The 23,528-nt window shown below is 56.3% G+C and carries 22 protein-coding genes; 11 read left to right on the top strand and 11 right to left on the bottom strand.

Annotated features, from left to right (window positions below):
• Nucleotides 1-9: 9 nt before the first annotated feature.
• From ruvX to metK, 8 genes are all read right to left on the bottom strand, one after another.
• Nucleotides 10-426: a Holliday junction resolvase RuvX gene (gene ruvX / locus CWM58_RS08055; protein ID WP_012540565.1), complete on the bottom strand. Its 417-nt coding sequence runs from the start codon at nucleotides 424-426 to the stop codon at nucleotides 10-12.
• A complete protein-coding gene (locus tag CWM58_RS08060) occupies nucleotides 426-989 on the bottom strand; it encodes a YqgE/AlgH family protein (RefSeq protein WP_012540566.1) in 564 nt (187 codons plus the stop codon). Before CWM58_RS08060 ends, ruvX begins: the two co-directional genes overlap by 1 nt.
• 174 nt (nucleotides 990-1,163) lie before the next feature.
• On the bottom strand, nucleotides 1,164-2,114 hold the full coding sequence (gene gshB / locus CWM58_RS08065; protein WP_008806462.1) for a glutathione synthase: 951 nt from the start codon (nucleotides 2,112-2,114) through the stop codon (nucleotides 1,164-1,166).
• 20 nt (nucleotides 2,115-2,134) lie between these two features.
• Nucleotides 2,135-2,866 (bottom strand): 16S rRNA (uracil(1498)-N(3))-methyltransferase, encoded by a 732-nt coding sequence (gene rsmE / locus CWM58_RS08070; protein ID WP_061153332.1) that lies wholly within the window; start codon nucleotides 2,864-2,866, stop codon nucleotides 2,135-2,137.
• Between the two features lie 91 nt (nucleotides 2,867-2,957).
• Entirely contained in the window at nucleotides 2,958-3,665 is a 708-nt protein-coding gene (endA, locus tag CWM58_RS08075; RefSeq protein WP_100680703.1) for a deoxyribonuclease I, read from the bottom strand.
• A 94-nt stretch (nucleotides 3,666-3,759) separates the two neighbouring features.
• A complete protein-coding gene (locus CWM58_RS08080; RefSeq protein ID WP_061153334.1) occupies nucleotides 3,760-4,260 on the bottom strand; it encodes a SprT family zinc-dependent metalloprotease in 501 nt (166 codons plus the stop codon).
• A gap of 77 nt (nucleotides 4,261-4,337) precedes the next feature.
• On the bottom strand, nucleotides 4,338-5,732 hold the full coding sequence (locus tag CWM58_RS08085; protein WP_061153335.1) for a sugar porter family MFS transporter: 1,395 nt from the start codon (nucleotides 5,730-5,732) through the stop codon (nucleotides 4,338-4,340).
• 380 nt (nucleotides 5,733-6,112) lie between these two features.
• A complete protein-coding gene (metK, locus tag CWM58_RS08090) occupies nucleotides 6,113-7,267 on the bottom strand; it encodes a methionine adenosyltransferase (protein ID WP_061153336.1) in 1,155 nt (384 codons plus the stop codon).
• Between the two features lie 138 nt (nucleotides 7,268-7,405).
• Here metK and CWM58_RS29240 point away from each other — a divergent pair, with 138 nt between their 5' ends.
• The 4 genes from CWM58_RS29240 (at nucleotide 7,406) to speB (ending at nucleotide 11,239) form a co-directional block, all read left to right on the top strand.
• Entirely contained in the window at nucleotides 7,406-7,681 is a 276-nt protein-coding gene (locus CWM58_RS29240; protein WP_136027425.1) for a hypothetical protein, read from the top strand.
• 287 nt (nucleotides 7,682-7,968) lie between these two features.
• Complete coding sequence (gene yqgB, locus CWM58_RS08100; RefSeq protein ID WP_002916578.1) at nucleotides 7,969-8,100, top strand: acid stress response protein YqgB; 132 nt, start codon at nucleotides 7,969-7,971, stop codon at nucleotides 8,098-8,100.
• Between the two features lie 8 nt (nucleotides 8,101-8,108).
• Nucleotides 8,109-10,085, top strand: a complete 1,977-nt coding sequence (gene speA, locus CWM58_RS08105) for a biosynthetic arginine decarboxylase (RefSeq protein WP_008806456.1) — start codon at nucleotides 8,109-8,111, stop codon at nucleotides 10,083-10,085.
• A gap of 233 nt (nucleotides 10,086-10,318) precedes the next feature.
• Entirely contained in the window at nucleotides 10,319-11,239 is a 921-nt protein-coding gene (speB, locus tag CWM58_RS08110) for an agmatinase (RefSeq protein ID WP_002916572.1), read from the top strand.
• Between the two features lie 131 nt (nucleotides 11,240-11,370).
• Here speB and CWM58_RS08115 read toward each other — a convergent pair whose 3' ends face one another.
• Together CWM58_RS08115 and CWM58_RS08120 are read right to left on the bottom strand one after the other, a co-directional pair.
• Complete coding sequence (locus tag CWM58_RS08115; RefSeq protein WP_100680704.1) at nucleotides 11,371-12,639, bottom strand: OprD family outer membrane porin; 1,269 nt, start codon at nucleotides 12,637-12,639, stop codon at nucleotides 11,371-11,373.
• 378 nt (nucleotides 12,640-13,017) lie between these two features.
• On the bottom strand, nucleotides 13,018-13,776 hold the full coding sequence (locus tag CWM58_RS08120; RefSeq protein ID WP_012540572.1) for a M48 family metallopeptidase: 759 nt from the start codon (nucleotides 13,774-13,776) through the stop codon (nucleotides 13,018-13,020).
• Nucleotides 13,777-14,055: 279 nt separating this feature from the next.
• Between CWM58_RS08120 and tkt the strand changes: the two genes are divergently transcribed.
• The 7 genes from tkt to CWM58_RS08155 all read left to right on the top strand — a co-directional run bounded on the left by tkt (nucleotide 14,056) and on the right by CWM58_RS08155 (nucleotide 22,525).
• On the top strand, nucleotides 14,056-16,047 hold the full coding sequence (tkt, locus tag CWM58_RS08125) for a transketolase (protein WP_100680705.1): 1,992 nt from the start codon (nucleotides 14,056-14,058) through the stop codon (nucleotides 16,045-16,047).
• A gap of 385 nt (nucleotides 16,048-16,432) precedes the next feature.
• A complete protein-coding gene (gene epd, locus CWM58_RS08130) occupies nucleotides 16,433-17,461 on the top strand; it encodes an erythrose-4-phosphate dehydrogenase (protein WP_061153339.1) in 1,029 nt (342 codons plus the stop codon).
• Between the two features lie 39 nt (nucleotides 17,462-17,500).
• Nucleotides 17,501-18,664 carry a phosphoglycerate kinase gene (pgk, locus tag CWM58_RS08135; RefSeq protein WP_039102545.1) on the top strand — a complete coding sequence of 388 codons (1,164 nt, stop codon included), beginning with the start codon at nucleotides 17,501-17,503 and terminating at the stop codon, nucleotides 18,662-18,664.
• Nucleotides 18,665-18,761: 97 nt separating this feature from the next.
• Complete coding sequence (gene fbaA / locus CWM58_RS08140; protein ID WP_008806452.1) at nucleotides 18,762-19,841, top strand: class II fructose-bisphosphate aldolase; 1,080 nt, start codon at nucleotides 18,762-18,764, stop codon at nucleotides 19,839-19,841.
• Nucleotides 19,842-20,032: 191 nt separating this feature from the next.
• Nucleotides 20,033-20,890: a small-conductance mechanosensitive channel MscS gene (locus CWM58_RS08145; protein ID WP_061153340.1), complete on the top strand. Its 858-nt coding sequence runs from the start codon at nucleotides 20,033-20,035 to the stop codon at nucleotides 20,888-20,890.
• A gap of 151 nt (nucleotides 20,891-21,041) precedes the next feature.
• Nucleotides 21,042-21,677, top strand: a complete 636-nt coding sequence (argO, locus tag CWM58_RS08150) for an arginine exporter ArgO (protein WP_008806450.1) — start codon at nucleotides 21,042-21,044, stop codon at nucleotides 21,675-21,677.
• Between the two features lie 89 nt (nucleotides 21,678-21,766).
• The gene (locus tag CWM58_RS08155; RefSeq protein ID WP_061153341.1) at nucleotides 21,767-22,525 is read left to right on the top strand and encodes an oxidative stress defense protein; all 759 of its coding nucleotides are present in this window, start codon (nucleotides 21,767-21,769) and stop codon (nucleotides 22,523-22,525) included.
• Between the two features lie 54 nt (nucleotides 22,526-22,579).
• On the opposite strand, the gene argP is transcribed toward CWM58_RS08155, so the two are convergent.
• Nucleotides 22,580-23,473, bottom strand: coding sequence for a DNA-binding transcriptional regulator ArgP (gene argP / locus CWM58_RS08160; RefSeq protein WP_008806448.1), 894 nt, complete (start codon nucleotides 23,471-23,473; stop codon nucleotides 22,580-22,582).
• Nucleotides 23,474-23,528 lie beyond the last annotated feature (55 nt).

Raw genomic sequence — 23,528 nt, forward strand, 5'->3', positions numbered from 1 at the left:
GAGCAGAGCCTAAAAGCTCTGCTCGAAGTAGCTTTCCAGAATGACCACGGCTGAAGCCGAATCAACGCTACCTTTATTCAGCGCCCGGTAGCCGCCGTGTTCAAATAAGCCTGCCCGAGCCTCCACCGTACTCAGACGTTCATCGTGAAGGACGATCGCGACGCCAAAGCGGCCATGAATTTTATTGGCGAAATTCCGTGCGCGCGCCGTCAGCGGTTGCTCGGTGCCGTCCATATTCAGCGGCAGGCCAACGATCACCGCCTCAGGCTGCCACTCTTTGAGCAGTTTTTCGATGACATTCCAGTCCGGTTTACCGTCCTGCGCCTTCAGCGCCGGTAATGGTCGCGCGGTTGCGGTGATGCGTTGCCCCACCGCCACGCCGATGCTTTTGGTGCCGAAATCAAAGCCGAGAAAGGTTCCGCTCATCATGCATGCCCCGCGACGCCTGGCATCGTCACAATGTCGATACCAATCAGTTTAGCCGCCTCGCGCCAGCGATCGGCGATGGGCGTGCGGAAGAGAATATTCTGGTCGGCAGGGGCGGTGAGCCAGGCATTATCTAAAATCTCCTGCTCCAGTTGCCCTTTCTCCCATGAGGAGTAGCCCAGCGCAACCAGTACGTTGCCCGGCTGTCTGTCGGTACCTAAGGTTTCAAGAACATCCCGCGAGGTGGTGACCACGGTGTTATCCGAAATGCGGATACTCGAGGAGAAGTCAGAGGGCGGGGTATGCAGAATAAAGCCGCGGTCTTCCGCCAGCGGGCCGCCCAGCATCACCGGTTTATCCAGACGGATCTCCGGATTGCGCGGCTCCGGAACAATCTTGAGCTTCTCAAGGATCCCTTCCACCTGCAGATTTTCCAGCGGCTTATTGATAATAATGCCCATGGCTCCCTCGTCGTTATACTCGCAGATATAGACCACGGAGCGGCGGAAAATAGGATCCTGAAGCGCAGGCATGGCAATCAGAAAGTGATGCTGTAAATTCATTGTCAGAGGTTCTGTTCCTGGTTCAAAAAGCAACACCCAGTATGCGGGCAAAGTAGAATAGTGTCGATGCACTTTATCTGGCTGGCGCCCGAGTGGCGCCTGGCTGGCAGCGTTTCACGAGCGCGGTCAACCGCGCTCGCTGCGCCATGAGCGGACGTTTATCCGCCCTGGTGTTTATTTGGTGATACGTCTTTCGATAGCGTCCATCAGCATGCCGGTGATCGAAATATCCGGGAAGGCGGCTTCAATCTCACGCACGCAGGTGGGGCTGGTGACGTTAATTTCCGTCAGACGGTCGCCGATGATATCCAGGCCGACGAAGATAAGACCTTTGGCTTTCAGCGTAGGGCCGACGCGGCGGGCAATTTCCCAGTCGCTTTCGGTCAACGGGCGAGCTTCGCCACGGCCGCCAGCGGCCAGATTACCGCGGGTTTCGCCACCCTGCGGAATACGCGCCAGGCAGTAAGGCACCGGCTCGCCGTCCACCACCAGCACGCGCTTGTCGCCGTCTTTAATGGCGGGCAGATAGTTCTGCGCCATGCAGTAGCGGCTGCCGAGCTCGGTCAGGGTCTCCGTGATCACGCCAAGGTTCGGATCGCCGGCTTTGACGCGGAAAATAGAGGCACCGCCCATACCGTCGAGCGGTTTCATGATGATATCGCCGTGTTTTTCCCAGAAGGCTTTCAGCTGGGCTTTATTGCGGGTGACCAGCGTTTCCGGCGTCAGTTCAGAGAACCAGGCGGTGAACAGTTTCTCGTTACAGTCGCGCAGGCTCTGCGGCTTGTTGACGATAAGCGTGCCTTTCTCTTCCGCCCGCTCCAGGATGTAGGTGGCATAAATAAATTCGGTATCGAACGGCGGATCTTTACGCATCAAAATAACGTCAAGATCCGCCAGCGGCAGATCCTGCTCACCGGTGAAGTCATACCATTTATCGTAGTTCTGTTCGACGCTCAGCGTGCGCGTACGGGCGCGGGCTTCGCCGTTGATCAAATAGAGGTCGTTCATCTCCATATAATGGAGTTCATAGCCGCGACGCTGCGCTTCCAGCAACATAGCGAAGCTGGTGTCTTTCTTGATGTTGATGGTTGCGATGGGATCCATCACGATGCCGAGCTTGATCATGGTTCTTCTCCGTTAACGCCTCAACCTAAGTCGCCAAAACGCACCTGCAGGGCGGTGATGGCGGTGAGCGCAGTAGTCTCTGTACGCAGAACGCGCGGTCCCAACAGGATATCAGTAAACTGGTATTGCGCGGTCATCGCTATCTCTTCTGCCGATAGCCCACCTTCCGGACCAATCAACAGACGGACGCGTTCAACCGGTAGCGGCAGCGTATTAATGCTGGCGCTGGCGCGCGGGTGCAGGTTGAGCTTCAGCCCGCTGTCCTGCTCGGCGCACCACTCTTCCAGCTGCATAGCCGGACGTATTTCCGGTACCACGTTACGACCGCTCTGTTCGCAGGCGGCAATAGCGATTTTCTGCCACTGCTGGATCTTCTTCTGCAAACGTTCGGCGTCCAGTTTAACGCCGCAGCGCTCGGAAAACAGTGGCGTTATGAGGCTTACCCCGAGTTCGATCGATTTCTGGATAGTAAATTCCATTTTTTCACCGCGCGACATCACCTGGCCTAAGTGAATATGCAGCGGCGATTCACGATCGTCGGGGTCGCCGCTGAGCACCTCAACCGTGACATTTTTCTTGCCAGCCTCGGTGATGACGGCGTCAAACACCTGGTTACTGCCGTCAAAAAGCTGTAGGTGCTGACCGGTGGCCATGCGCAGGACGCGACCGACGTGGTTGGCCGCGTCATCGCTCAGCGCAATCTGGCTGCCGACAATGAGGCGTTCTGGATGATGGATGCGAGGAATGCGCATGCTTGATATTCCGTACGTTGCGCAGATGCCAGCTTCCCGCCTTGAGGTGGGAAGCACAGGGCTGCAAATTAACAATTGCCGCTAGTGTAGGTTAGCTCTTTTGCGCCTGGCAAGCCTGCTGGACATACGGATTATGGTTGCCCTGCACTTTCGCGATGCGCTCATCGCGTTCACACTCCCAGGGGGTGACCGGGTATTGCTTATCCCAGGCGATAAACAGCTGAGTTTGCTGGCGGGAAAGATTCAACTGATAGCGGTCGCGCATATAGAAGTAGGTGCGGGCGATGGCGCCGCGGGCGCGGGCAGGGGGCTCAGCGACTTTATCTTTAAAATCGACCTTCATAGTGCACTGGCCGTACTGGCCTTCACCGCCGTTCCACTGGCTGTACATAAAGTTGCCGCGATCGCCATTCACTTCTCCCACCGCCGGCTGCAGGTTGTGCATATCGCTTTCCATCTTGCGGTACTCCGGATCTTTGGCGCAGTTTTGCCGCCCGCCTTCCTGCCAGCACTGGCGCTGATGGCCGAACTGCCACGCCGGCACCACGTGTTCCCATTCAACCCGGCTGGCGCGGTTCTCATTTTTACGCACTTTATAGCCGCAAGATTCCAGATCGATAACGCCTTTTTTACCCTGCCAGTCGATTTTACAGCCGCAATAAAAGTCGCCCGGAACGTCGGCGTTCACTTTGACGCCAGCGGCCTTGGCCTGGGAAAAACTATTAATACCGGCGGCCGCGAGCGGGCCACTGACTGCCGTGCTCAATACCGCAACGGCTAAAATATGCATACGGGACATCGTTAACTCCGTGTCAAAACGAGCCCGCAACGTAGCGAATGAGGGTGCTGGATGCAATCAGTCAGATCAGAAAGTTTCTAATAAATTCTGATGGTTATTTTTCAGCCACCAGCAGATCGCCGCAGTGAACGCAGCGGTAGGTGGCCTCGCCGCGCACCACCCGGTTATGGCGACGGACGGTGAGCTGATGCTGCTGACAGCGACAGCGATAGGGGAAGGTGTTCTGGCGGACCGAATCGAGTTCAAAACGGTGGGTGCGACGCGCGGGAACGCCAAGGACGCTCTCCATCATCCATTTCCACTCTTTACCATGCGGCGCGACGCGGCCAAAGTGCTGCCAGACCAGCAGGTGCGCCAGCTCATGCGGTACCACTTCATCGATAAACTCCTGCTGATTTTCCAGCAGCAGCACCGGGTTTAAACGAATTTCGTTTTTCTCCAGCCAGGCGGTGCCGGCGGAGGTACCGCGCTGCTGGTAGACCAGCGCCGGCTCAGCGTAGCGGCGTTCCAGTTTGAGGTTCGCTTTGGCGAGATGCTCCCGCAGGCTGCGCATCACGGCCTGCTGAATAGCGATGGGAATACGGGGTGTTTTCATAGCGCCAGAGGATAGTGCGACGGGCAGGGGAGAGCAAGAGGAAGCTTCCTCCCGGGAGGGGAGGAAGCTCAGGCGGGTTAGTCGCGGGCGCCGATTTCGCGCAGCGGACGGCCCTGCATCAGGTTACGTTCAATATGTTCCAGCGAGACGTTTTTGGTTTCCGGAATCAGCCAGATAGTCAGCAGGATAAACAGCACGTTCAGACCGCCGTACACCCAGAAGGTATTGGCGCTGCCCAGCGAGTTGAGCATGGTCAGGAAGGTGGCGCCGACAATCATATTGGCAATCCAGTTGGTCGCTGTGGAGCAGGTGATGCCGAAGTCGCGGCCTTTCAGCGGCTGGATTTCGGAACACAGTACCCAAATCAGCGGACCGGCACTCATGGCGAAACCGACGATGAACATCAGCAGCATCAGGACGGCGATGTACTGCGCGGTAGAGGAGTGAATGCCGATGTGCATCATGCTACCCAGCACGCCCATGCCCGCGGCCATCACGATAAAGCCGAGGATTAGCGTCGGTTTACGACCCCAGCGGTCGACCAGACCGATAGCGATAAAGGTGGCCAGCACGTTGGTCAGACCGACGATCACCGTCCCCCACATCTGCTCGGTGGTGTTGGCATAGCCCGCCAGCTCAAAAATCTTCGGTGCGTAGTACATGATGACGTTCATGCCGGTGAACTGCTGCATCACCTGCAGCAGAATACCGAGGAACACCGCACGGCGGAAGTTGCTGTTGTCTTTGAACAGCGACCAGCCGGACTGTTTCACCTTCAGGCTTTCACGGATCTCGTCAAGCTCACGTTTCGCTTCGGCGCTGGTATCGCGCAGACGCAGCAGCACGCGTTCAGCATCGACGAAGCGACGTTTCGCAGCGAACCAGCGCGGGCTGTCCGGCAGGAAGATGACACCGATCAGCAGTAAAATCGCCGGAATAATAATGACACCGAGCATCCAGCGCCACGCGCCGCTGTAGCTGAAGGCGGTGTCAGAGAGATAGGCGCCGAGGATCCCGATGGTGATCATCAGCTGGTACATCGAAATCATACTGCCGCGAATTTTCTCTGGCGCAATTTCCGACAGATACAGCGGTGCAGTATAAGAGGCAACGCCCACCGCCAGGCCCAGCAGCACGCGGGAAACCAGTAGGATCTCGACGTTTGGCGCGGCAGCGGAGAACAGAGAGCCGGCGACAAAGAGGATGGCGCCGATCATCAGGCTTTTTTTACGGCCCAGTTTGAAGGAGAGCCAGCCGCTGCCGACCGCACCGACGGCGGCACCGAACATCATGGAGCTGACCACCCACTCCTGGGTATGGGCTGAAATCTGGAACTCATTGGCAATAAAGGGTAAGGCACCCGCAATAACACCGATATCAAGGCCGAACAGCAGGCCAGCCAGTGCGGCGAGGAAGCAGACGAAGAACGTCATGGTCTTGTTCGAACGCCCTTGTTTTTTGTTGTCAGGCATAACGCCCTCCAGTTGAGTTATTGATTCTGTCGATGGTTAGGGTAGGACACTCGACGGTAAAAAAACGTGATTATAGTCACTGCTGTGTAATCGTTTACACAAAGGTAAAGAAACGTAATGCATTAAATGCTTTTTAAATCAGCAGTATATGCAAGGATAGTCGACAATTTGAAAAACGGTAATCAGAGTTGACCGAAACAATATGTAACATTGTGAAAAAAACACGCATGAAATGCCTGCTGTAGGCAGGAAGTGGCATTCATCACTATGTAATCGCTTTCATCATGTTGCAGCGTTCCGCTGAAGCGAGGCGCAGGGGGAGGGCGACGGAAACAAAAAGGCCAGCGCGAGGCTGGCCTTGAAGAGAGGAAACGGGGAGGTTATTTCAGACCGGCCGCTTCGCGCAGCAGAGCCGCTTTGTCGGTTTTTTCCCATGGGAAATGCTCGCGACCAAAGTGACCGTAGGCAGCGGTTTCTTTGTAGATCGGGTGCAGCAGGTCCAGCATCTGAATCAGGCCGTACGGACGCAGATCGAAGAACTCGCGCACCAGCAGGGTCAGCTGTTCAGAAGGCACTTTCTCGGTGCCAAAGGTTTCCACCATGATGGAAGTCGGTTCAGCAACGCCGATAGCGTAGGAGACCTGGATTTCACAGCGGTCGGCCAGGCCTGCGGCAACGATGTTTTTCGCCACATAGCGCGCCGCGTAGGCTGCGGAACGGTCAACTTTAGACGGATCTTTACCGGAGAACGCGCCGCCGCCATGACGAGCCATGCCGCCGTAGGTATCAACGATGATCTTACGACCGGTCAGACCGCAGTCGCCCATCGGGCCGCCGATAACGAAACGTCCGGTCGGGTTGATGAAGAACTTGGTCGAAGCGCTCAGCCATTCGGTCGGCAGGGTCGGCTTGATGATCTCTTCCATCACCGCTTCCTGCAGAGATTTCTGGTCGATATCTTCCGCATGCTGCGTGGACAGAACCACCGCATCGATGCCGACGATTTTGCCGTCGTCATACTGGAAGGTCACCTGGCTTTTCGCATCCGGACGCAGCCACGGCAGGGTGCCGTTTTTACGCACTTCAGCCTGGCGCTGCACCAGACGGTGAGCATAGGTCACCGGCGCCGGCATTAGCACGTCGGTTTCGTTGGTCGCATAGCCAAACATCAAACCCTGGTCGCCTGCGCCCTGTTCCAGCGGGTCGGCACGGTCAACGCCCTGGTTGATGTCCGGAGACTGTTTACCAATGGCGCTCAGAACGGCACACGAGTTGGCGTCAAAGCCCATATCGGAATGCACGTAGCCAATTTCGCGGACGGTGTTACGGGTGATCTCTTCGATATCAACCCATGCGCTGGTGGTGATTTCGCCGCCTACCAGCACCATGCCGGTTTTGACATAGGTTTCACATGCGACACGTGCTTTCGGATCCTGCTCGAGGATCGCATCCAGCACGGCATCAGAGATTTGGTCAGCAATTTTGTCAGGATGCCCTTCTGATACGGACTCAGACGTAAAAAGGTGTTTTGCCATATTTTATTTCACCTGTGGACGATTCGGATAGCTCATACTGTTGTGTAATGTGGCTTTGGTGGATAATCAGCGCAAAGCCGCGCAGGTAGCGACACGAGCAGTCTGAGTGTTAATCAGTATAGACGGATTAACTTCTGGATGGCTATTTTAGGTCAATTCTTGAGCCCATTTCCAGCCTTTTTTGATGGCGGTCGCATTTATGGGAAAACCCGCCTGGCAAATTTTCCTGACAACCACGCAAACGCACACATTTTTATTTTGCTTTTTACCCTGCTTCTCGGTATAAAACGCCGCGCGCGGCTCATTAAAAAAGCGCACGGGGCATCGCCCTGTGGTGCCACTTCCAGCCGGGTTAAGCAGTCTGTATTTACAGAATCTCGCAGCGGCGTAGCGCCTGTTGCCCGGTATGTATAGCTTTGGCTTGTCGCCGACCCTGTCGCAGGGCGGTGTGGAGGTGATACCAGATAATGAACCAACGTTTTTCGCTTGATTCGTCGCGTCGTTCTGTCGCGCGTCAGCACTCCGCAACCTGCATCTCTCTCATGCAAACCAGCCGATGTTCACCCCATCTCGGCGCTTCTCAGGATTCCAGGGCCGGTCGGTCGTCAGAAAACTGAACAAGGGCGCTCTTGCCAGGCAAGAGTTTTCTCGTGGTTTCTCCGGACTGTCATACTCTGTTCGGCTACGTGTTTTACGATGATATGAATAAGAAACCGGTCGCGCAGTCGCAAAACCAGCAGATAGTGCTGGGCTTTAGGACTGTTCATGGGTTGTTATCGCATCTTTGGACTGCGATAGTAGTTAACTGTCTTACACTTATTATTAAAAATTGAGGTTCGCTATGTCTGACGACATGTCTATGGTTTCGCCTTCGTCAGCAGGCGAACACGGTGTACTACGTTCCATGCAGGAGGTAGCGATGAGCTCCCAGGAAGCCAGCAAGATGCTGCGTACTTATAATATTGCCTGGTGGGGCAATAACTATTATGACGTCAACGAACTGGGCCACATCAGCGTTTGCCCGGATCCGGACGTCCCGGAAGCGCGCGTGGACCTCGCGGAATTAGTCAAAGCCCGCGAGGCGCAAGGGCAACGTTTGCCGGCGCTGTTCTGCTTCCCGCAGATCCTGCAGCACCGCCTGCGCTCGATCAACGCCGCCTTCAAACGCGCGCGTGAATCGTACGGTTATAACGGCGATTACTTCCTCGTCTACCCGATTAAGGTTAACCAGCACCGTCGCGTGATTGAATCGCTGATCCATTCCGGCGAGCCGCTGGGACTGGAAGCCGGTTCGAAAGCGGAACTGATGGCCGTGCTGGCGCACGCCGGGATGACCCGCAGCGTCATCGTCTGTAACGGCTATAAAGACCGCGAATATATCCGCCTGGCGCTGGTGGGCGAGAAGATGGGCCACAAGGTCTATCTGGTCATCGAGAAGATGTCCGAGATCGCCATCGTGCTGGAAGAGGCCGAGCGCCTGAACGTGGTGCCGCGCCTTGGCGTGCGTGCGCGTCTGGCCTCGCAGGGCTCCGGCAAATGGCAATCCTCCGGCGGAGAGAAGTCCAAGTTTGGCCTCGCGGCGACCCAGGTACTACAGCTGGTCGAGATCCTGCGTGCCGCAGGGCATCTTGAGAGCCTGCAACTGCTGCACTTCCACCTCGGTTCGCAGATGGCCAACATTCGCGACATCGCCACTGGCGTGCGTGAATCGGCGCGTTTCTACGTCGAACTGCATAAGCTGGGCGTCAACATTCAGTGCTTTGACGTCGGCGGCGGTCTGGGGGTGGACTATGAAGGGACCCGCTCGCAGTCTGACTGCTCGGTGAACTACGGTCTGAATGAATACGCCAACAACATCATCTGGGCGATCGGTGATGCCTGCGAAGAGAACGGCCTGCCGCACCCGACGGTGATCACCGAATCCGGCCGCGCGGTGACAGCGCACCATACCGTGCTGGTTTCCAACATTATCGGCGTGGAGCGTAACGAATACACTGAGGCGACCCCGCCGGCGGAAGACGCCGCGCGTCCGCTGCAGAGCATGTGGGAAACCTGGCTGGAAATGCACGAGACCGGCAACCGCCGCTCGCTGCGCGAATGGCTGCACGATAGCCAGATGGACCTGCACGATATCCATATCGGCTACTCCTCCGGCACTTTCAACCTGCAGGAGCGCGCCTGGGCTGAGCAGCTGTATCTGAACATGTGTCATGAAGTGCAGAAGCAGCTCGACCCGAGCAACCGCGCGCATCGTCCCATCATCGATGAGCTGCAGGAACGCATGGCGGATAAAATCTACGTCAACTTCTCGCTGTTCCAGTCGATGCCGGATGCCTGGGGGATCGATCAGCTGTTCCCGGTCATGCCGCTGGAAGGGCTGAACAAGTCGCCGGAGCGCCGCGCAGTGCTGCTGGACATCACCTGCGACTCTGATGGCGCCATCGATCATTATGTGGACGGCGACGGGATCGCCACCACCATGCCGATGCCGGAATACGACCCGGAGAACCCGCCGATGCTGGGCTTCTTTATGGTCGGCGCCTATCAGGAGATCCTCGGCAACATGCATAACCTGTTCGGCGATACCGAGGCGGTGGACGTGTTCGTCTTCCCTGACGGCAGCGTTGAGGTTGAGCTGTCCGACGAGGGCGATACCGTGGCGGATATGCTGCAGTATGTGCAGCTGGATCCGAACACGCTGCTGACCCAGTTCCGCGATCAGGTGAAAAATACCGGCCTGGACGACGCGCTGCAGCAGCAGTTCCTCGAAGAGTTTGAGGCGGGACTGTACGGCTATACTTATCTGGAAGACGAGTAACCATTGATGCCCGGTGGCGTAGCGCTTACCGGGCCTGCGAAGGTAGGCCGGATAAGGCGAAGCCGTCATCCGGCGGAATGCGATACTCACTTGAACCCGTATGCATTACCGGCGATAATTCACGCCAATAAGCGATTTATCTATCAAACCCTTCCTCGTCGGGCCTAACGACGCGGAGGGGTTTTTTTATACTTATTTTTTACGTTCCACGACTGCGAGAAGAGGTCATATCCATGAGCACTTTAGGTCATCAATACGATAACTCCCTGGTATCCAACGCCTTTGGCTTTCTGCGTTTGCCAATGAACTTCATGCCGTATGAAAGCGATGCGGACTGGGTCATCACCGGCGTGCCGTTTGATATGGCGACCTCCGGGCGCGCGGGTGGCCGTCATGGTCCGGCGGCGATCCGTCAGGTTTCCACTAACCTCGCCTGGGAGCACAACCGTTTCCCGTGGAACTTCGACATGCGCGAACGCCTGAACGTGGTGGACTGCGGCGATCTGGTATACGCCTTCGGCGACGCGCGCGAAATGAGCGAGAAACTGCAGGCCCACGCCGAGAAACTGCTGGCGGCAGGCAAGCGCATGCTCTCCTTCGGCGGTGACCACTTTGTTACCCTGCCGCTGCTGCGCGCCCACGCTAAGCACTTCGGTAAAATGGCGCTGGTGCACTTCGATGCCCACACCGACACTTACGCCAACGGCTGCGAGTTCGACCACGGCACCATGTTCTATACCGCGCCGAACGAAGGGCTTATCGATCCGAACCACTCCGTGCAGATCGGTATCCGTACCGAGTTCGACAAAGATAATGGCTTTACGGTGCTGGACGCCGGCCAGGTCAACGACCGCAGCGTTGATGACGTGATTGCCCAGGTGAAGCAGATCGTCGGCGACATGCCGGTGTACCTGACCTTTGATATCGACTGTCTGGATCCGGCGTTTGCGCCAGGCACCGGGACCCCGGTTATCGGCGGGTTGACCTCAGACCGGGCGATCAAACTGGTGCGTGGCCTGAAGGATCTGAACATCGTTGGGATGGACGTGGTGGAAGTCGCTCCGGCCTACGATCAGTCCGAAATCACCGCTCTGGCGGCGGCGACCCTCGCTCTGGAAATGCTCTACATCCAGGCGGCGAAGAAGGGCGAATAAGCCGGGTAACCCCGACCCTCTCCCTTCCCGGGAGAGGGTTGCGCGCGGCACAGAGGGGTTATCAAGGCACCGGGCGAGTACTCCTGCGCGCCGGGAGAGGGCCGGCGCACAGGAGAGGGGTCATCATCGCGTCAAAACACGTTAAACGGATATTCGACGTATAACCGGACTTCATTCCCGCTAACGTTATAGTCGCTGGCGTTGCTGGAAACGCGCAGCACCGAATAGCGTAGTCTGAATTTCAAATCTTTCGCCACGCCGTTTTGCACCTGGTATTGAACCTGGTTGAACCATTCGTGTTCTTTGCCATTGCTGGTCTCTGACGTTTTAATGTTATCACCGCGCACGTAGGCGGTGGTCCAGGTCAGCCCCGGTAATCCCAGCCCGGCAAAGTCCAGTCCGTACGATGCCTGCCAGGAGCGTTCATCTTCACCGTTAAAATCAGACCAGTAGGAGTTGGCCAGCCAGATGGTGTTCCCGCCATCGCCGACGCCGCCCTGGTTCTGGTAACCGCCGTAGTGGTAACCGGTGCTGCCGCTGCTTTGCTGATAAGCGACTTTAAAGGTGTGAATATCCCAGATGTAGCTGGCGGCCAGGCTCCAGATGCTGTTGCTGCGCCCGGTGTCATTGGCGTCGGCATATTCTTGATCCAGGCGTGAGTTATAGCCGTTGAAATCGAGAACCAGCTGTTGGTTGGCGGCGAACGGCTGCTTATAGTTCAGGCCAAGATACTGTTTGTTCAGCACATCTTCGACGTGTGACGCGTACAGCGCGCCGCTGAGCTGGTCGTTGAACCGGTAGCTTGCCCCGCCGAAGGTCAGGCTTTTCAGGCCGCTGTTATGGCTGTCGTCGCTTTTGCGCTGCTGATCGGTCAGGTAGCCGGCGTTAATTTCCAGACCGTCGATTTCGCGGGAGGTGAGCATGGTGCCGGTATAGCTCTCGTACAGCAGGCGTGAATCGTCAGCGTAGACGATGGGCAGCATCGGCCGCTGGCTGCCGTAGCTGAGCACGGTATTCGAAAAGCGCATTTTGCCGGTAGCGCCGAATTTCGCGAGGTCGGATTTCGCGCGACCGTCGTCATCCTGGGCGAAAAAGTCGATCCCGCCCGCGCCGCTGCGCCCGCGACCGCCGTCAAGGCGCACCGCATACTGGGCGATACCGTCCACGCCAAAGCCGACCGGTCCCTGGGTAAAGCCCGATTCGAAGGTGGCGATAATCCCCTGGCCCCATTCGGCTTTATCCGGCAACCCATCGCGATAATCACGTTTGATATACGCGTTACGCAAAAAGAGATCCAGATGGCTGTCGTCAATAAAGCCCTGACTGGCGGATTGTTGGCTGGCGAAAGTCGGTGCGGCGGCAATTATGCCAAGTGCGATTAACGATAACTCTTTTTTCACTGAAGGCACTTCTCTGTCTGTCGATATATTCAAGGGAATCACTGCAGTCGCGATATTCTCCTGAAATAATGTCGAAAGCAATCATTGTGTGAGCAATGGTATCGCCAGGAAACAAGCTGTGTGGCGCACGCCGGCTGCGTTTGGCGAAGAGGGGTGGACTATTTTATTATCTGGCGGAACGCGGTTCTGAAAGGCGGATTGTGTACGCTGTTTTTTATTTGCCAAATAATATCTTGCTGAGTGACAGCGCTTAAAATAATTGGCTGTGACGAGGTGTAGCAATAATTAACGGTTTGTGCGCTTAAATTATCAATTTATGCGGCTAAATATTTTTACAGGGATATAAAAAAGGGAGGCGATAATGCCTCCCGCTGTCGATTATTTAATCCCGTCGGCTTTCATGCGATCGCGAATATGCTGGGCGCGCGCTTCTGAGGCTGGGTGATCGTCAAACATAGAGCTCTGACGACCGGCTTCCAGCTTGGCCAGTTTTTCGAAGCTGGTGGCCAGTCCCGACGGATTGATGCCGCGCTTACGCAGCAGGTCATAAGAGTAGTCATCCGCTTCCGATTCCTGACGCTGGGAGAACTGTGAGTTCACCAGTTTTTCGCCTAAATCGCCCAGCTGCGACTGCGACAGGCTGCCGACGATGCCGCCGGCGGAGGCCGCCGCCGCACGCACGGCGTTGGTGCCCAGCGCGACCTGCATGCCTTTCTTCACGTGGCCCAGCGCAACGTGGCCCATTTCGTGGCCGATAACCGCTTCAACTTCATTATCGTTCATCAGGTCCATCAGCCCGCTGTAAACGCGGATGCAGCCGTTCGCCATCGCGAAGGCGTTCACATCCTTGGTCTCATAGACTTTGTAGTTCACTGGCTGGCCATTGATGTTATCGCCCAGCGCGGTCGCGATTTTGCTCAGACGCTGGCTGTATTCACTACTGGCCGGGGCGATTTTCGCTTTGGCGTCCATCTCTTTACAGGCCTGGTCGCTTAAGGTTTTCACCTGCGCGTCGCTGAGGGAGTACGCCTGGAAGGCTTCGGCGCCTGAGCTGAGCAGACCATTGGAGTCCATGTTCTGACATCCGGTGAGGGTTGCTGCGATCCCAAGAGCAAGTACGGTTGAGCGAATTTTCATTTTTTATCTTCCACAATCTTATGGTTGTTTATCCGAAAATACGGCGACGGCAGGGAACCGTATTCTGCCTAAATTATAAAGAGTATCGCAGGATGCGGGCGAGCGGATTCCGGGGTAGCACAACCTGTTCCAGAGATTTCTTAAAGGGCAAAAGGATGCTCCATGTACATGACTTGTCGCTTGGGTTACATTGTTCACACTTTTTTCCGGCGTAGCCCAAAACGCGCTCTCGTCAAGTCGTTAAGGGCATGGCCTTCAACAGTCCGAACTGGAGTCAAAATGTCCTCACGTAAAGAGCTTGCTAACGCTATTCGTGCGCTGAGCATGGACGCTGTACAGAAAGCCAAATCCGGCCACCCGGGGGCCCCGATGGGTATGGCTGACATTGCCGAAGTGCTGTGGCGTGATTTCCTGAACCATAACCCGAACAATCCGGCCTGGGCTGACCGTGACCGTTTTGTGTTGTCAAATGGCCATGGTTCGATGCTGATTTACAGCCTGCTGCACCTCACTGGCTACGATCTGCCGATTGAAGAGCTGAAAAACTTCCGCCAGCTGCACTCTAAGACGCCGGGCCACCCGGAAGTCGGCTACACCGCGGGCGTGGAAACTACCACCGGTCCGCTGGGCCAGGGTATCGCTAACGCGGTCGGGATGGCTATCGCCGAGAAGACCCTGGCGGCGCAGTTCAACCGTCCGGGCCACGACATCGTCGACCACTTCACCTACGCCTTCATGGGCGACGGCTGCATGATGGAAGGCATCTCTCACGAAGTGTGCTCCCTGGCCGGTACCCTGAAACTGGGCAAACTGGTGGCCTTCTATGATGACAACGGCATCTCCATCGACGGCCACGTTGAAGGTTGGTTCACCGACGATACCGCGAAACGCTTTGAAGCCTACGGCTGGCACGTGGTGCGCGGCGTTGACGGTCACGACGCTGACGCCATCAAACGCGCAGTAGAAGAAGCGCGTGCGGTCACCGACAAACCGTCCCTGCTGATGTGCAAAACCATCATTGGTTTTGGTTCGCCGAACAAAGCCGGTACCCACGACTCCCACGGCGCACCGCTGGGCGACGCAGAAATCGCGCTGACCCGCGAAGTGCTGGGCTGGAAACACGCGCCGTTTGACATCCCGTCTGACATCTATGCGCAGTGGGATGCAAAAGAAGCTGGCCAGGCAAAAGAAGCCGCATGGAATGAGAAGTTCGCTGCCTATGCCAAGGCCTTCCCGCAGGAAGCGGCCGAATTCACCCGTCGTATGAAAGGTGAGATGCCGTCTGACTTCGACGCCAAAGCCAACGAATTCATCGCTAAGCTGCAGGCGAACCCGGCGAAAATCGCCAGCCGTAAAGCATCGCAGAACGCGATTGAAGCGTTTGGCCCGCTGCTGCCGGAATTCCTCGGCGGCTCCGCTGACCTGGCGCCGTCCAACCTGACCCTGTGGTCTGGTTCTAAGCCGATCAACGAAGACACTGCCGGTAACTACATTCACTACGGCGTGCGTGAATTCGGTATGACCGCTATCGCCAACGGTATCGCGCTGCACGGCGGTTTCCTGCCGTACACCTCCACCTTCCTGATGTTCGTGGAGTACGCGCGTAATGCGGTACGTATGGCCGCGCTGATGAAACAGCGTCAGGTGATGGTCTACACCCACGACTCCATCGGTCTGGGCGAAGACGGCCCGACTCACCAGCCGGTAGAGCAGGTGGCTTCCCTGCGCGTGACCCCGAATATGTCCACCTGGCGTCCGTGTGACCAGGTTGAATCCGCGATTGCGTGGAAATATGGCGTAGAGCGTCACGACGGCCCGACCGCGCTGATTCTGTCCCGTCAGAACCTGGCGCAGCAGGAGCGTACCGCAGAGCAGCTGGCAAACGTCGCTCGCGGCGGTTACGTGCTGAAAGATTGTGCCGGCCAGCCGGAGCTGATCTTCATCGCCACCGGTTCAGAAGTAGAGCTGGCGGTTGCCGCGTGGGACAAACTGACTGCCGAAGGCGTGAAGGCGCGCGTGGTCTCCATGCCGTCCACTGACGCGTTCGACAAGCAGGATGCCGCTTATCGCGAATCCGTACTGCCGAAAGCCGTTTCTGCCCGCGTCGCGGTAGAAGCCGGTATCGCTGACTACTGGTTCAAATACGTTGGCCTGAACGGCGCTATCGTTGGCATGACCACCTTCGGTGAGTCTGCACCGGCTGAGCAGCTGTTCGAAGAGTTCGGCTTCACCGTCGACAACGTGGTTGCTAAAGCCAAAGCACTGCTGTAATGGCTGGTACGGTGCGGGCTGATGTCCTCACCCCAACCCTCTCCCACAGGAGAGGGTGCAAACACCAAAAACGGTAACCCCTGGGTTACCGTTTTGCTTTTACCTCGCCACCCGGCTTTTTTGTATGCACTATTCTTCGAACATGTAACTACCCTGTGAATTATTCCAAAGGAAATGTGACGCAAGTCATGTAGCTGGTTTATTGCGCTGGACAAACATTCCTTTTATTCCTTGTTTCGCTTATTCTAGCTGAAGCGTTTCAGTCGTTTAAATGTTCGACAATTAATCAATCAGTCGCAGTTTGCAGCTGGTAAGGTTCCCCTCAGAGCGTTGCTGGATTACTCTGTCAGCCACCTCAAAACAGGGTTAGCCTTGCAGGAGATCTATGACCATTCGCATCGCGATTAATGGCTTCGGTCGCATAGGACGCAACGTGGTTCGCGCTTTGTATGAATCCGGGCGTCGTGCGGAAATCACCGTGGTGGCAATCAATGAGCTGGCTGATGCGGCGGGTATCGCGCATTTGTTGAAATATGATACCAGCCATGGCCGCTTCGCCTGGGATGTCCGCCAGGAGCGCGAGCAGCTGTTTGTTGGCGATGATGCCATCCGCCTGTTACACGAGCCGACCATTGCGGCGTTGCCCTGGCGCGAGCTGGCGGTTGACGTGGTGCTCGACTGCACCGGCGTATACGGTAGTCGTGAACACGGCGAAGCCCATCTGCAGGCTGGCGCGAAGAAAGTGCTCTTCTCCCATCCTGGCGGCAACGATCTCGACGCGACGGTGGTCTATGGCGTTAATCAGGACGAGCTCCGCGCCGAGCACCGCATTGTCTCCAACGCTTCCTGTACTACCAACTGCATTATTCCGGTCATTAAATTGTTAGATGATGCCTATGGCATCGAGTCCGGCACCGTCACTACTATCCACTCGGCGATGCATGACCAGCAGGTGATTGACGCCTACCATCCGGATCTACGGCGTACCCGCGCGGCCAGCCAGTCGATCATTCCGGTGGATACCAAACTGGCGGCAGGGATCACCCGTATTTTCCCGCAGTTTAACGACCGTTTTGAAGCGATTGCCGTGCGAGTACCGACGATAAACGTGACGGCAATTGACCTGAGCGTGACGGTGAAAAAACCGGTAAAAGCATGTGAAGTCAACCAGTTGCTGCAAAAAGCAGCACAAGGTGCATTTCATGGTATAGTTGACTATACGGAATTACCGTTGGTCTCGACAGATTTTAACCACGATCCGCACAGTGCTATTGTTGATGGCACGCAAACCCGGGTCAGTGGCGCGCATCTGATCAAAACGCTGGTCTGGTGCGATAACGAATGGGGCTTTGCTAACCGAATGCTCGACACGACGTTAGCGATGGCGGCTATTGGTTTCAGGTTCGACGCGTAAACGTCGACAAAACTTTATGAATCAACGAGAGGATTCACCATGTCTGTAATTAAGATGACCGATCTGGATCTGGCTGGTAAACGCGTTTTTATCCGTGCGGATCTGAACGTACCAGTTAAAGACGGGAAAGTAACCAGCGACGCACGTATCCGTGCATCTCTGCCGACCATTGAACTGGCGCTGAAGCAGGGCGCGAAAGTCATGGTTACTTCTCACCTGGGTCGTCCGACCGAAGGCGAGTACAACGAAGAATTCTCTCTGCTGCCGGTTGTTAATTACCTGAAAGACAAACTGTCCAACCCGGTACGTCTGGTTAAAGACTACTTGGACGGCGTGGAAGTGGCTGCCGGTGAGCTGGTGGTTCTGGAAAACGTTCGCTTCAACAAAGGCGAGAAAAAAGACGACGAAGCGCTGTCCAAAAAATACGCCGCGCTGTGTGACGTGTTCGTCATGGACGCTTTCGGTACTGCGCACCGTGCGCAGGCTTCCACCCACGGCATCGGCAAATTTGCTGACGTGGCGTGCGCAGGCCCGCTGCTGGCCGCTGAACTGGACGCGCTGGGTAAAGCGCTGAAAGAGCCGGCTCGTCCGATGGTCGCTATCGTGGGTGGTTCTAAAGTGTCCACCAAACTGACCGTGCTGGATTCCCTGTCTAAAATCGCTGACCAGCTGATCGTCGGCGGTGGTATCGCCAACACCTTCGTTGCTGCCCAGGGCCACAACGTCGGTAAATCCCTGTACGAAGCAGACCTGGTTGATGAAGCTAAGCGCCTGCTGAGCACCTGTGATATCCCGGTTCCGACGGACGTTCGCGTGGCGACTGAGTTCTCCGAAACCGCGACTGCAACCCTGAAGTCTGTTAACGACATTAAAGATGAAGAGCAGATCCTCGACCTTGGCGACGTTTCCGCACAGAAACTGGCTGATATCCTGAAAAATGCCAAAACCATCCTGTGGAATGGCCCGGTCGGTGTATTCGAATTCCCGAACTTCCGTAAAGGGACTGAGATCGTGGCTAACGCTATCGCGGACAGCGAAGGTTTCTCCATCGCCGGCGGCGGTGACACCCTGGCAGCGATCGACCTGTTCGGCATCGCTGACAAAATCTCCTACATCTCCACTGGCGGCGGCGCGTTCCTTGAATTCGTCGAAGGCAAAGTCCTGCCGGCAGTAGCGATGCTCGAAGAGCGCGCTAAGCAGTAATTCAGTTCAGGCGGGGAAACCCGCCTGTTTTTCAGCGCGCTTAAGGGCTCGCGAACCTTCTTCAACGGTCGAAGATACAGATACAGGACTAAGTAACATGTCTAAAATTTTTGATTTCGTAAAACCGGGCGTCATCACTGGCGACGACGTTCAGAAAGTGTTCCAGGTAGCTAAAGAAAACAACTTCGCTCTGCCGGCGGTAAACTGCGTGGGTACTGACTCCATCAACGCCGTTCTGGAAGCTGCTGCGAAAGTTCGTTCTCCAGTTATCGTTCAGTTCTCTAACGGCGGCGCAGCGTTCATCGCGGGCAAAGGCGTGAAAACTGACGTTCCTCAGGGTGCTGCTATCCTCGGCGCTATCTCTGGCGCGCACCACGTGCACCAGATGGCTGAGCACTACGGCGTGCCGGTTATCCTGCACACTGACCACTGCGCGAAGAAACTGCTGCCGTGGATCGACGGTCTGCTGGACGCGGGTGAAAAACACTTCGCCGCTACCGGTAAACCGCTGTTCTCTTCTCACATGATCGACCTGTCTGAAGAGTCCCTGCACGAAAACATCGAAATCTGCTCTAAGTACCTGGCGCGCATGGCCAAAATGGACATGACCCTGGAAATCGAACTGGGTTGCACCGGTGGCGAAGAAGACGGCGTGGACAACAGCCACATGGACGCTTCTGCCCTGTACACCCAGCCGGAAGACGTGGATTACGCGTACACCGAGCTGAGCAAAATCAGCCCGCGCTTCACCATCGCCGCTTCCTTCGGTAACGTACACGGCGTGTACAAACCGGGTAACGTGGTTCTGACCCCGACCATCCTGCGCGACTCTCAGGAATATGTTTCCAAGAAACACAACCTGCCGCACAACAGCCTGAACTTCGTCTTCCACGGCGGTTCCGGTTCTTCCGCTCAGGAAATCAAAGACTCCGTCAGCTACGGCGTAGTGAAAATGAACATCGATACCGACACCCAATGGGCGACCTGGGACGGTATCCTGCAGTACTACAAAACGAACGAAGCTTACCTGCAGGGCCAGCTGGGCAACCCGAAAGGCGAAGACCAGCCGAACAAGAAATACTACGATCCGCGCGTATGGCTGCGTGCTGCACAGACTTCCATGGTGACCCGTCTGGAGCAGGCATTTAAAGAGCTGAACGCGATCGACGTTCTGTAAGAAAAATCTGTTTCTTACCCTGAAGCCCGCAGCAATGCGGGCTTTTTTATTACTTTAACAACAGGATAGCGAGCAGGAAAACTGTGATCCATTTGGCAAAACGTGCACTTATTGTTTACCCTATAACCTGACTGCCCTGTTGCAGGCTGAGTTATTTACTTCCCCGTTCGGGGATTCATAAGGAATGTTAAATGGAAGATTTGAACGTTGTCGATAGCATCAACAACGCCGGGACGTGGCTGGCACGCAACCAGGAGCTGCTGCTGAGCTATGCCGTCAACATCGTTGCCGCTATCGTTATCCTGATTATCGGGATGATCGTGGCGCGCATCGTCTCTAACACCGTCAACCGCCTGATGCTGGCGCGTAAGATTGATGCCACCGTTGCTGATTTTCTCTCGGCGCTGGTGCGTTACGCGGTTATCGCCTTCACCCTGATTGCCGCCCTGGGCCGGGTCGGTGTGCAGACCGCCTCGGTCATTGCTGTGCTGGGTGCCGCCGGTTTGGCGGTGGGTTTAGCGCTGCAGGGATCGCTGTCGAACCTTGCCGCAGGCGTACTGCTGGTGATGTTCCGCCCGTTCCGCGCGGGTGAATATGTCGATCTCGGCGGCATCGCCGGCACCGTGCAGAACGTGCAGATTTTCTCCACCACCCTGCGTACCGCAGACGGCAAAATCGTGGTGGTGCCGAATGGCAAAATCATCGCCGGCAACATCATTAACTTCTCCCGCGAACCGGCGCGCCGCAATGAGTTTATCATTGGCGTATCCTACGATGCCGATATCGACAAGGTGAAGCAGCTGCTGACCTCGATTATCGAATCTGACGATCGTATTCTGCGCGATCGCGAAATGACTGTACGCCTGAACGAACTTGGCGCCTCATCGGTGAACTTCGTGGTTCGCGTGTGGAGCAAAAGCAGCGATCTGCAAAACGTCTATTGGGACGTGCTGGAGCGTATTAAGCGTGATTTCGACGCCAACGGCATCAGTTTCCCGTATCCGCAGATGGATGTTCATGTGGTCCGCCTGCCGGAAAAAGCAGAGTAAATCGCCAGTGACAGATTCAGGCCGGCCATGCCGGCCTTTTTTAATGGCGTGTTATTAGCTTCTCTAATTAACGATTAATACTTTCAATTTCCGCTAATAATCCATTCGCGTTATAGTCAGCGCCACTCTCGAACACAGCGGAAAAATCCTTATGTTTACCTATTACTTTCAGGGCCTTGCCCTGGGAGCGGCAATGATTTTGCCGCTTGGCCCGCAAAATGCTTTTGTGATGAATCAGGGGATCCGTCGTCAGTATCACCTGATGATTGCCCTGCTGTGCGCGGTCAGCGACTTGCTGTTGATCTGCGCCGGTATTTTTGGCGGTAGCGCGCTGCTGATGCAATCCCCGTGGCTGCTGGCGATAGTGACCTGGGGCGGCGTGGCCTTTTTGTTGTGGTATGGCTTCGGCGCACTGAAAACGGCGTTCAGTCAGAATCTTGAGCTCGCCAGCGCCGAGGTGATGCAGCAGGGGCGCTGGAAAATCATTATCACCATGCTGGCGGTCACCTGGCTAAATCCGCACGTTTACCTGGATACCTTTGTGGTGCTGGGCAGCCTGGGAGGTCAACTGGCGGTGGAGCCGAAGCGCTGGTTTGCGCTGGGGACCATTAGCGCCTCTTTCCTGTGGTTCTTTGGCCTGGCGCTGTTAGCCGCCTGGCTGGCGCCTCGGCTGCGTACCGCCAAAGCCCAGCGGATCATCAATATTGTGGTCGGTGCCGTCATGTGGTTTATTGCGTTTCAGCTGGCAAAAGAGGGCGTCGGCCATATCCTGGCGTTGCTCAACTAAGCGTTGTCCGATGGACTTTCCTGCTGTACGCGCTAAGCTTGCTGGCATGCGTCCCGTAAGGGCGATTTAAGTAACATGGAGAAACGACAGTGAAGTTAAAAATCTTGGCCCTGGCGGCAGCACTCGGATTTAGCACAATGGCGGCACAGGCAAACGAATTGCCAGACGGTCCGCACATTGTGACTTCAGGCACAGCAAGCGTTGCCGCGGTTCCGGATATTGCCACCCTGGCGATCGAAGTGAACGTCGCGGCGAAAGATGCCGCATCGGCGAAAAAGCAGGCAGACGACCGCGTCGCGCAGTATCTCTCTTTCCTTGAAAAGAGCGGTATCGCGAAAAAAGACATCAGCTCGGCGAATCTGCGTACCCAGCCTGATTATGACTATCAGAACGGGAAAAGCATTCTGAAAGGCTATCGCGCGGTGCGCACTGTGGAAGTGACGTTGCGCCAGCTGGATAAACTTAACGGCCTGCTGGACGGTGCGCTGAAGGCGGGACTGAACGAAATTCGCTCCGTTTCGCTGGGTGTTGCGCAACCGGATGCCTACAAAGATAAGGCGCGTAAAGCGGCCATTGATGACGCGGTGCATCAGGCGCAGGAGCTGGCGGCTGGCTTCCACAGCAAGCTGGGGCCGGTCTACAGCGTGCGTTACCACGTCTCCAACTATCAGCCGAGCCCGATGGTTCGTATGATGAAGGCCGCTGACGCAGCGCCAGTTTCTGCCCAGGAAACCTACGAGCAGGCGACTATCCAGTTTGACGACCAGGTTGACGTGGTCTTTGAGCTGCAGCCAGCTCAGGCCGCCGCGCCAGCGAAACCGGCGGAAGAGCCGAAACCAGCGCAGTAAGCGATAGAAACAAAAAAGCCACTTCCCTGAAGTGGCTTTTTTTATGCCTGCGATTTAATCTTGGCGCAGCACTTTGTGGCCGTAATCAATAAGCGCATCGGTCACCCGGCGCATCATGCGGCTTTCCGGTGCAAAGCGGTGCCAGTACAGCATACGACGCTGGAACAGACCGGGCGTGAGGTCGATAAGCTCGCCGCTTTTCAGCTCTTTTTCGATTTGCAGATGCGGGATCATACAGCAGGTAGTGCCCTGGCGCGCCAGTTGCACGAAGGCTTCCGACGAGTTGACGATGTGGCAGGGGACGCTACCCGGCGGCAGGTCGAAGTTTTGTTGCAGGAACGCCTGATGCATATCGTCCAGATGATCAAAGGCGACGACCGGCGCTTTCAGCAGCGCAGAACGCGTCACGCCATTCGGGAAATAGCGTTGCGCAAACTCTTTTGAGGCGACAAACAGGTAATCGAGCGCGCCGAGCTGATCCACCAGGCAGCTTGGCAGCGCCTGCGGCTGGATACTCACTGCGCCCACCACTTCACCACGGCGCAGGCGCTCCTGGGTGCGGGTTTCATCTTCCACCTGCAGGTTGAGACGAATAGGGGAGTCTGACAGAACATTGGCCAACGCCGGCAGGAGCCAGGTTGCCAGACTGTCGGCGTTCACCGCCAGCGACAGCAGTAGCGGCGTGGAGCCAGTCTGCTCGTCGCCCAGCCACTCTTCTTCCAATAGTTCAACCTGGCGCAACAGAGCCAGCAGCTTTTGCCCCTGCTCGGTAGGGCGTGGCGGCACGGTGCGCACCAGCAGCGGCTGACCGAACATATTTTCCAGCTGCTTAATACGCTGTGAGACGGCGGACTGGGTAATACATAGCTTCTGCGCGGCGCGCTCAAATCCTCGTTCCCTAATCACCGCATCCAGCGCTTGTAGTGTTCTGTAGTCCGGTCGTTTCATTATTCTGGCGTGCCCCCATAACTAATCGTTATCTCGCACTATGACATAAATTTTT

It is taken from the genome of Klebsiella sp. H-Nf2 (assembly GCF_002806645.1).
Taxonomy (GTDB): domain Bacteria; phylum Pseudomonadota; class Gammaproteobacteria; order Enterobacterales; family Enterobacteriaceae; genus Klebsiella; species Klebsiella variicola.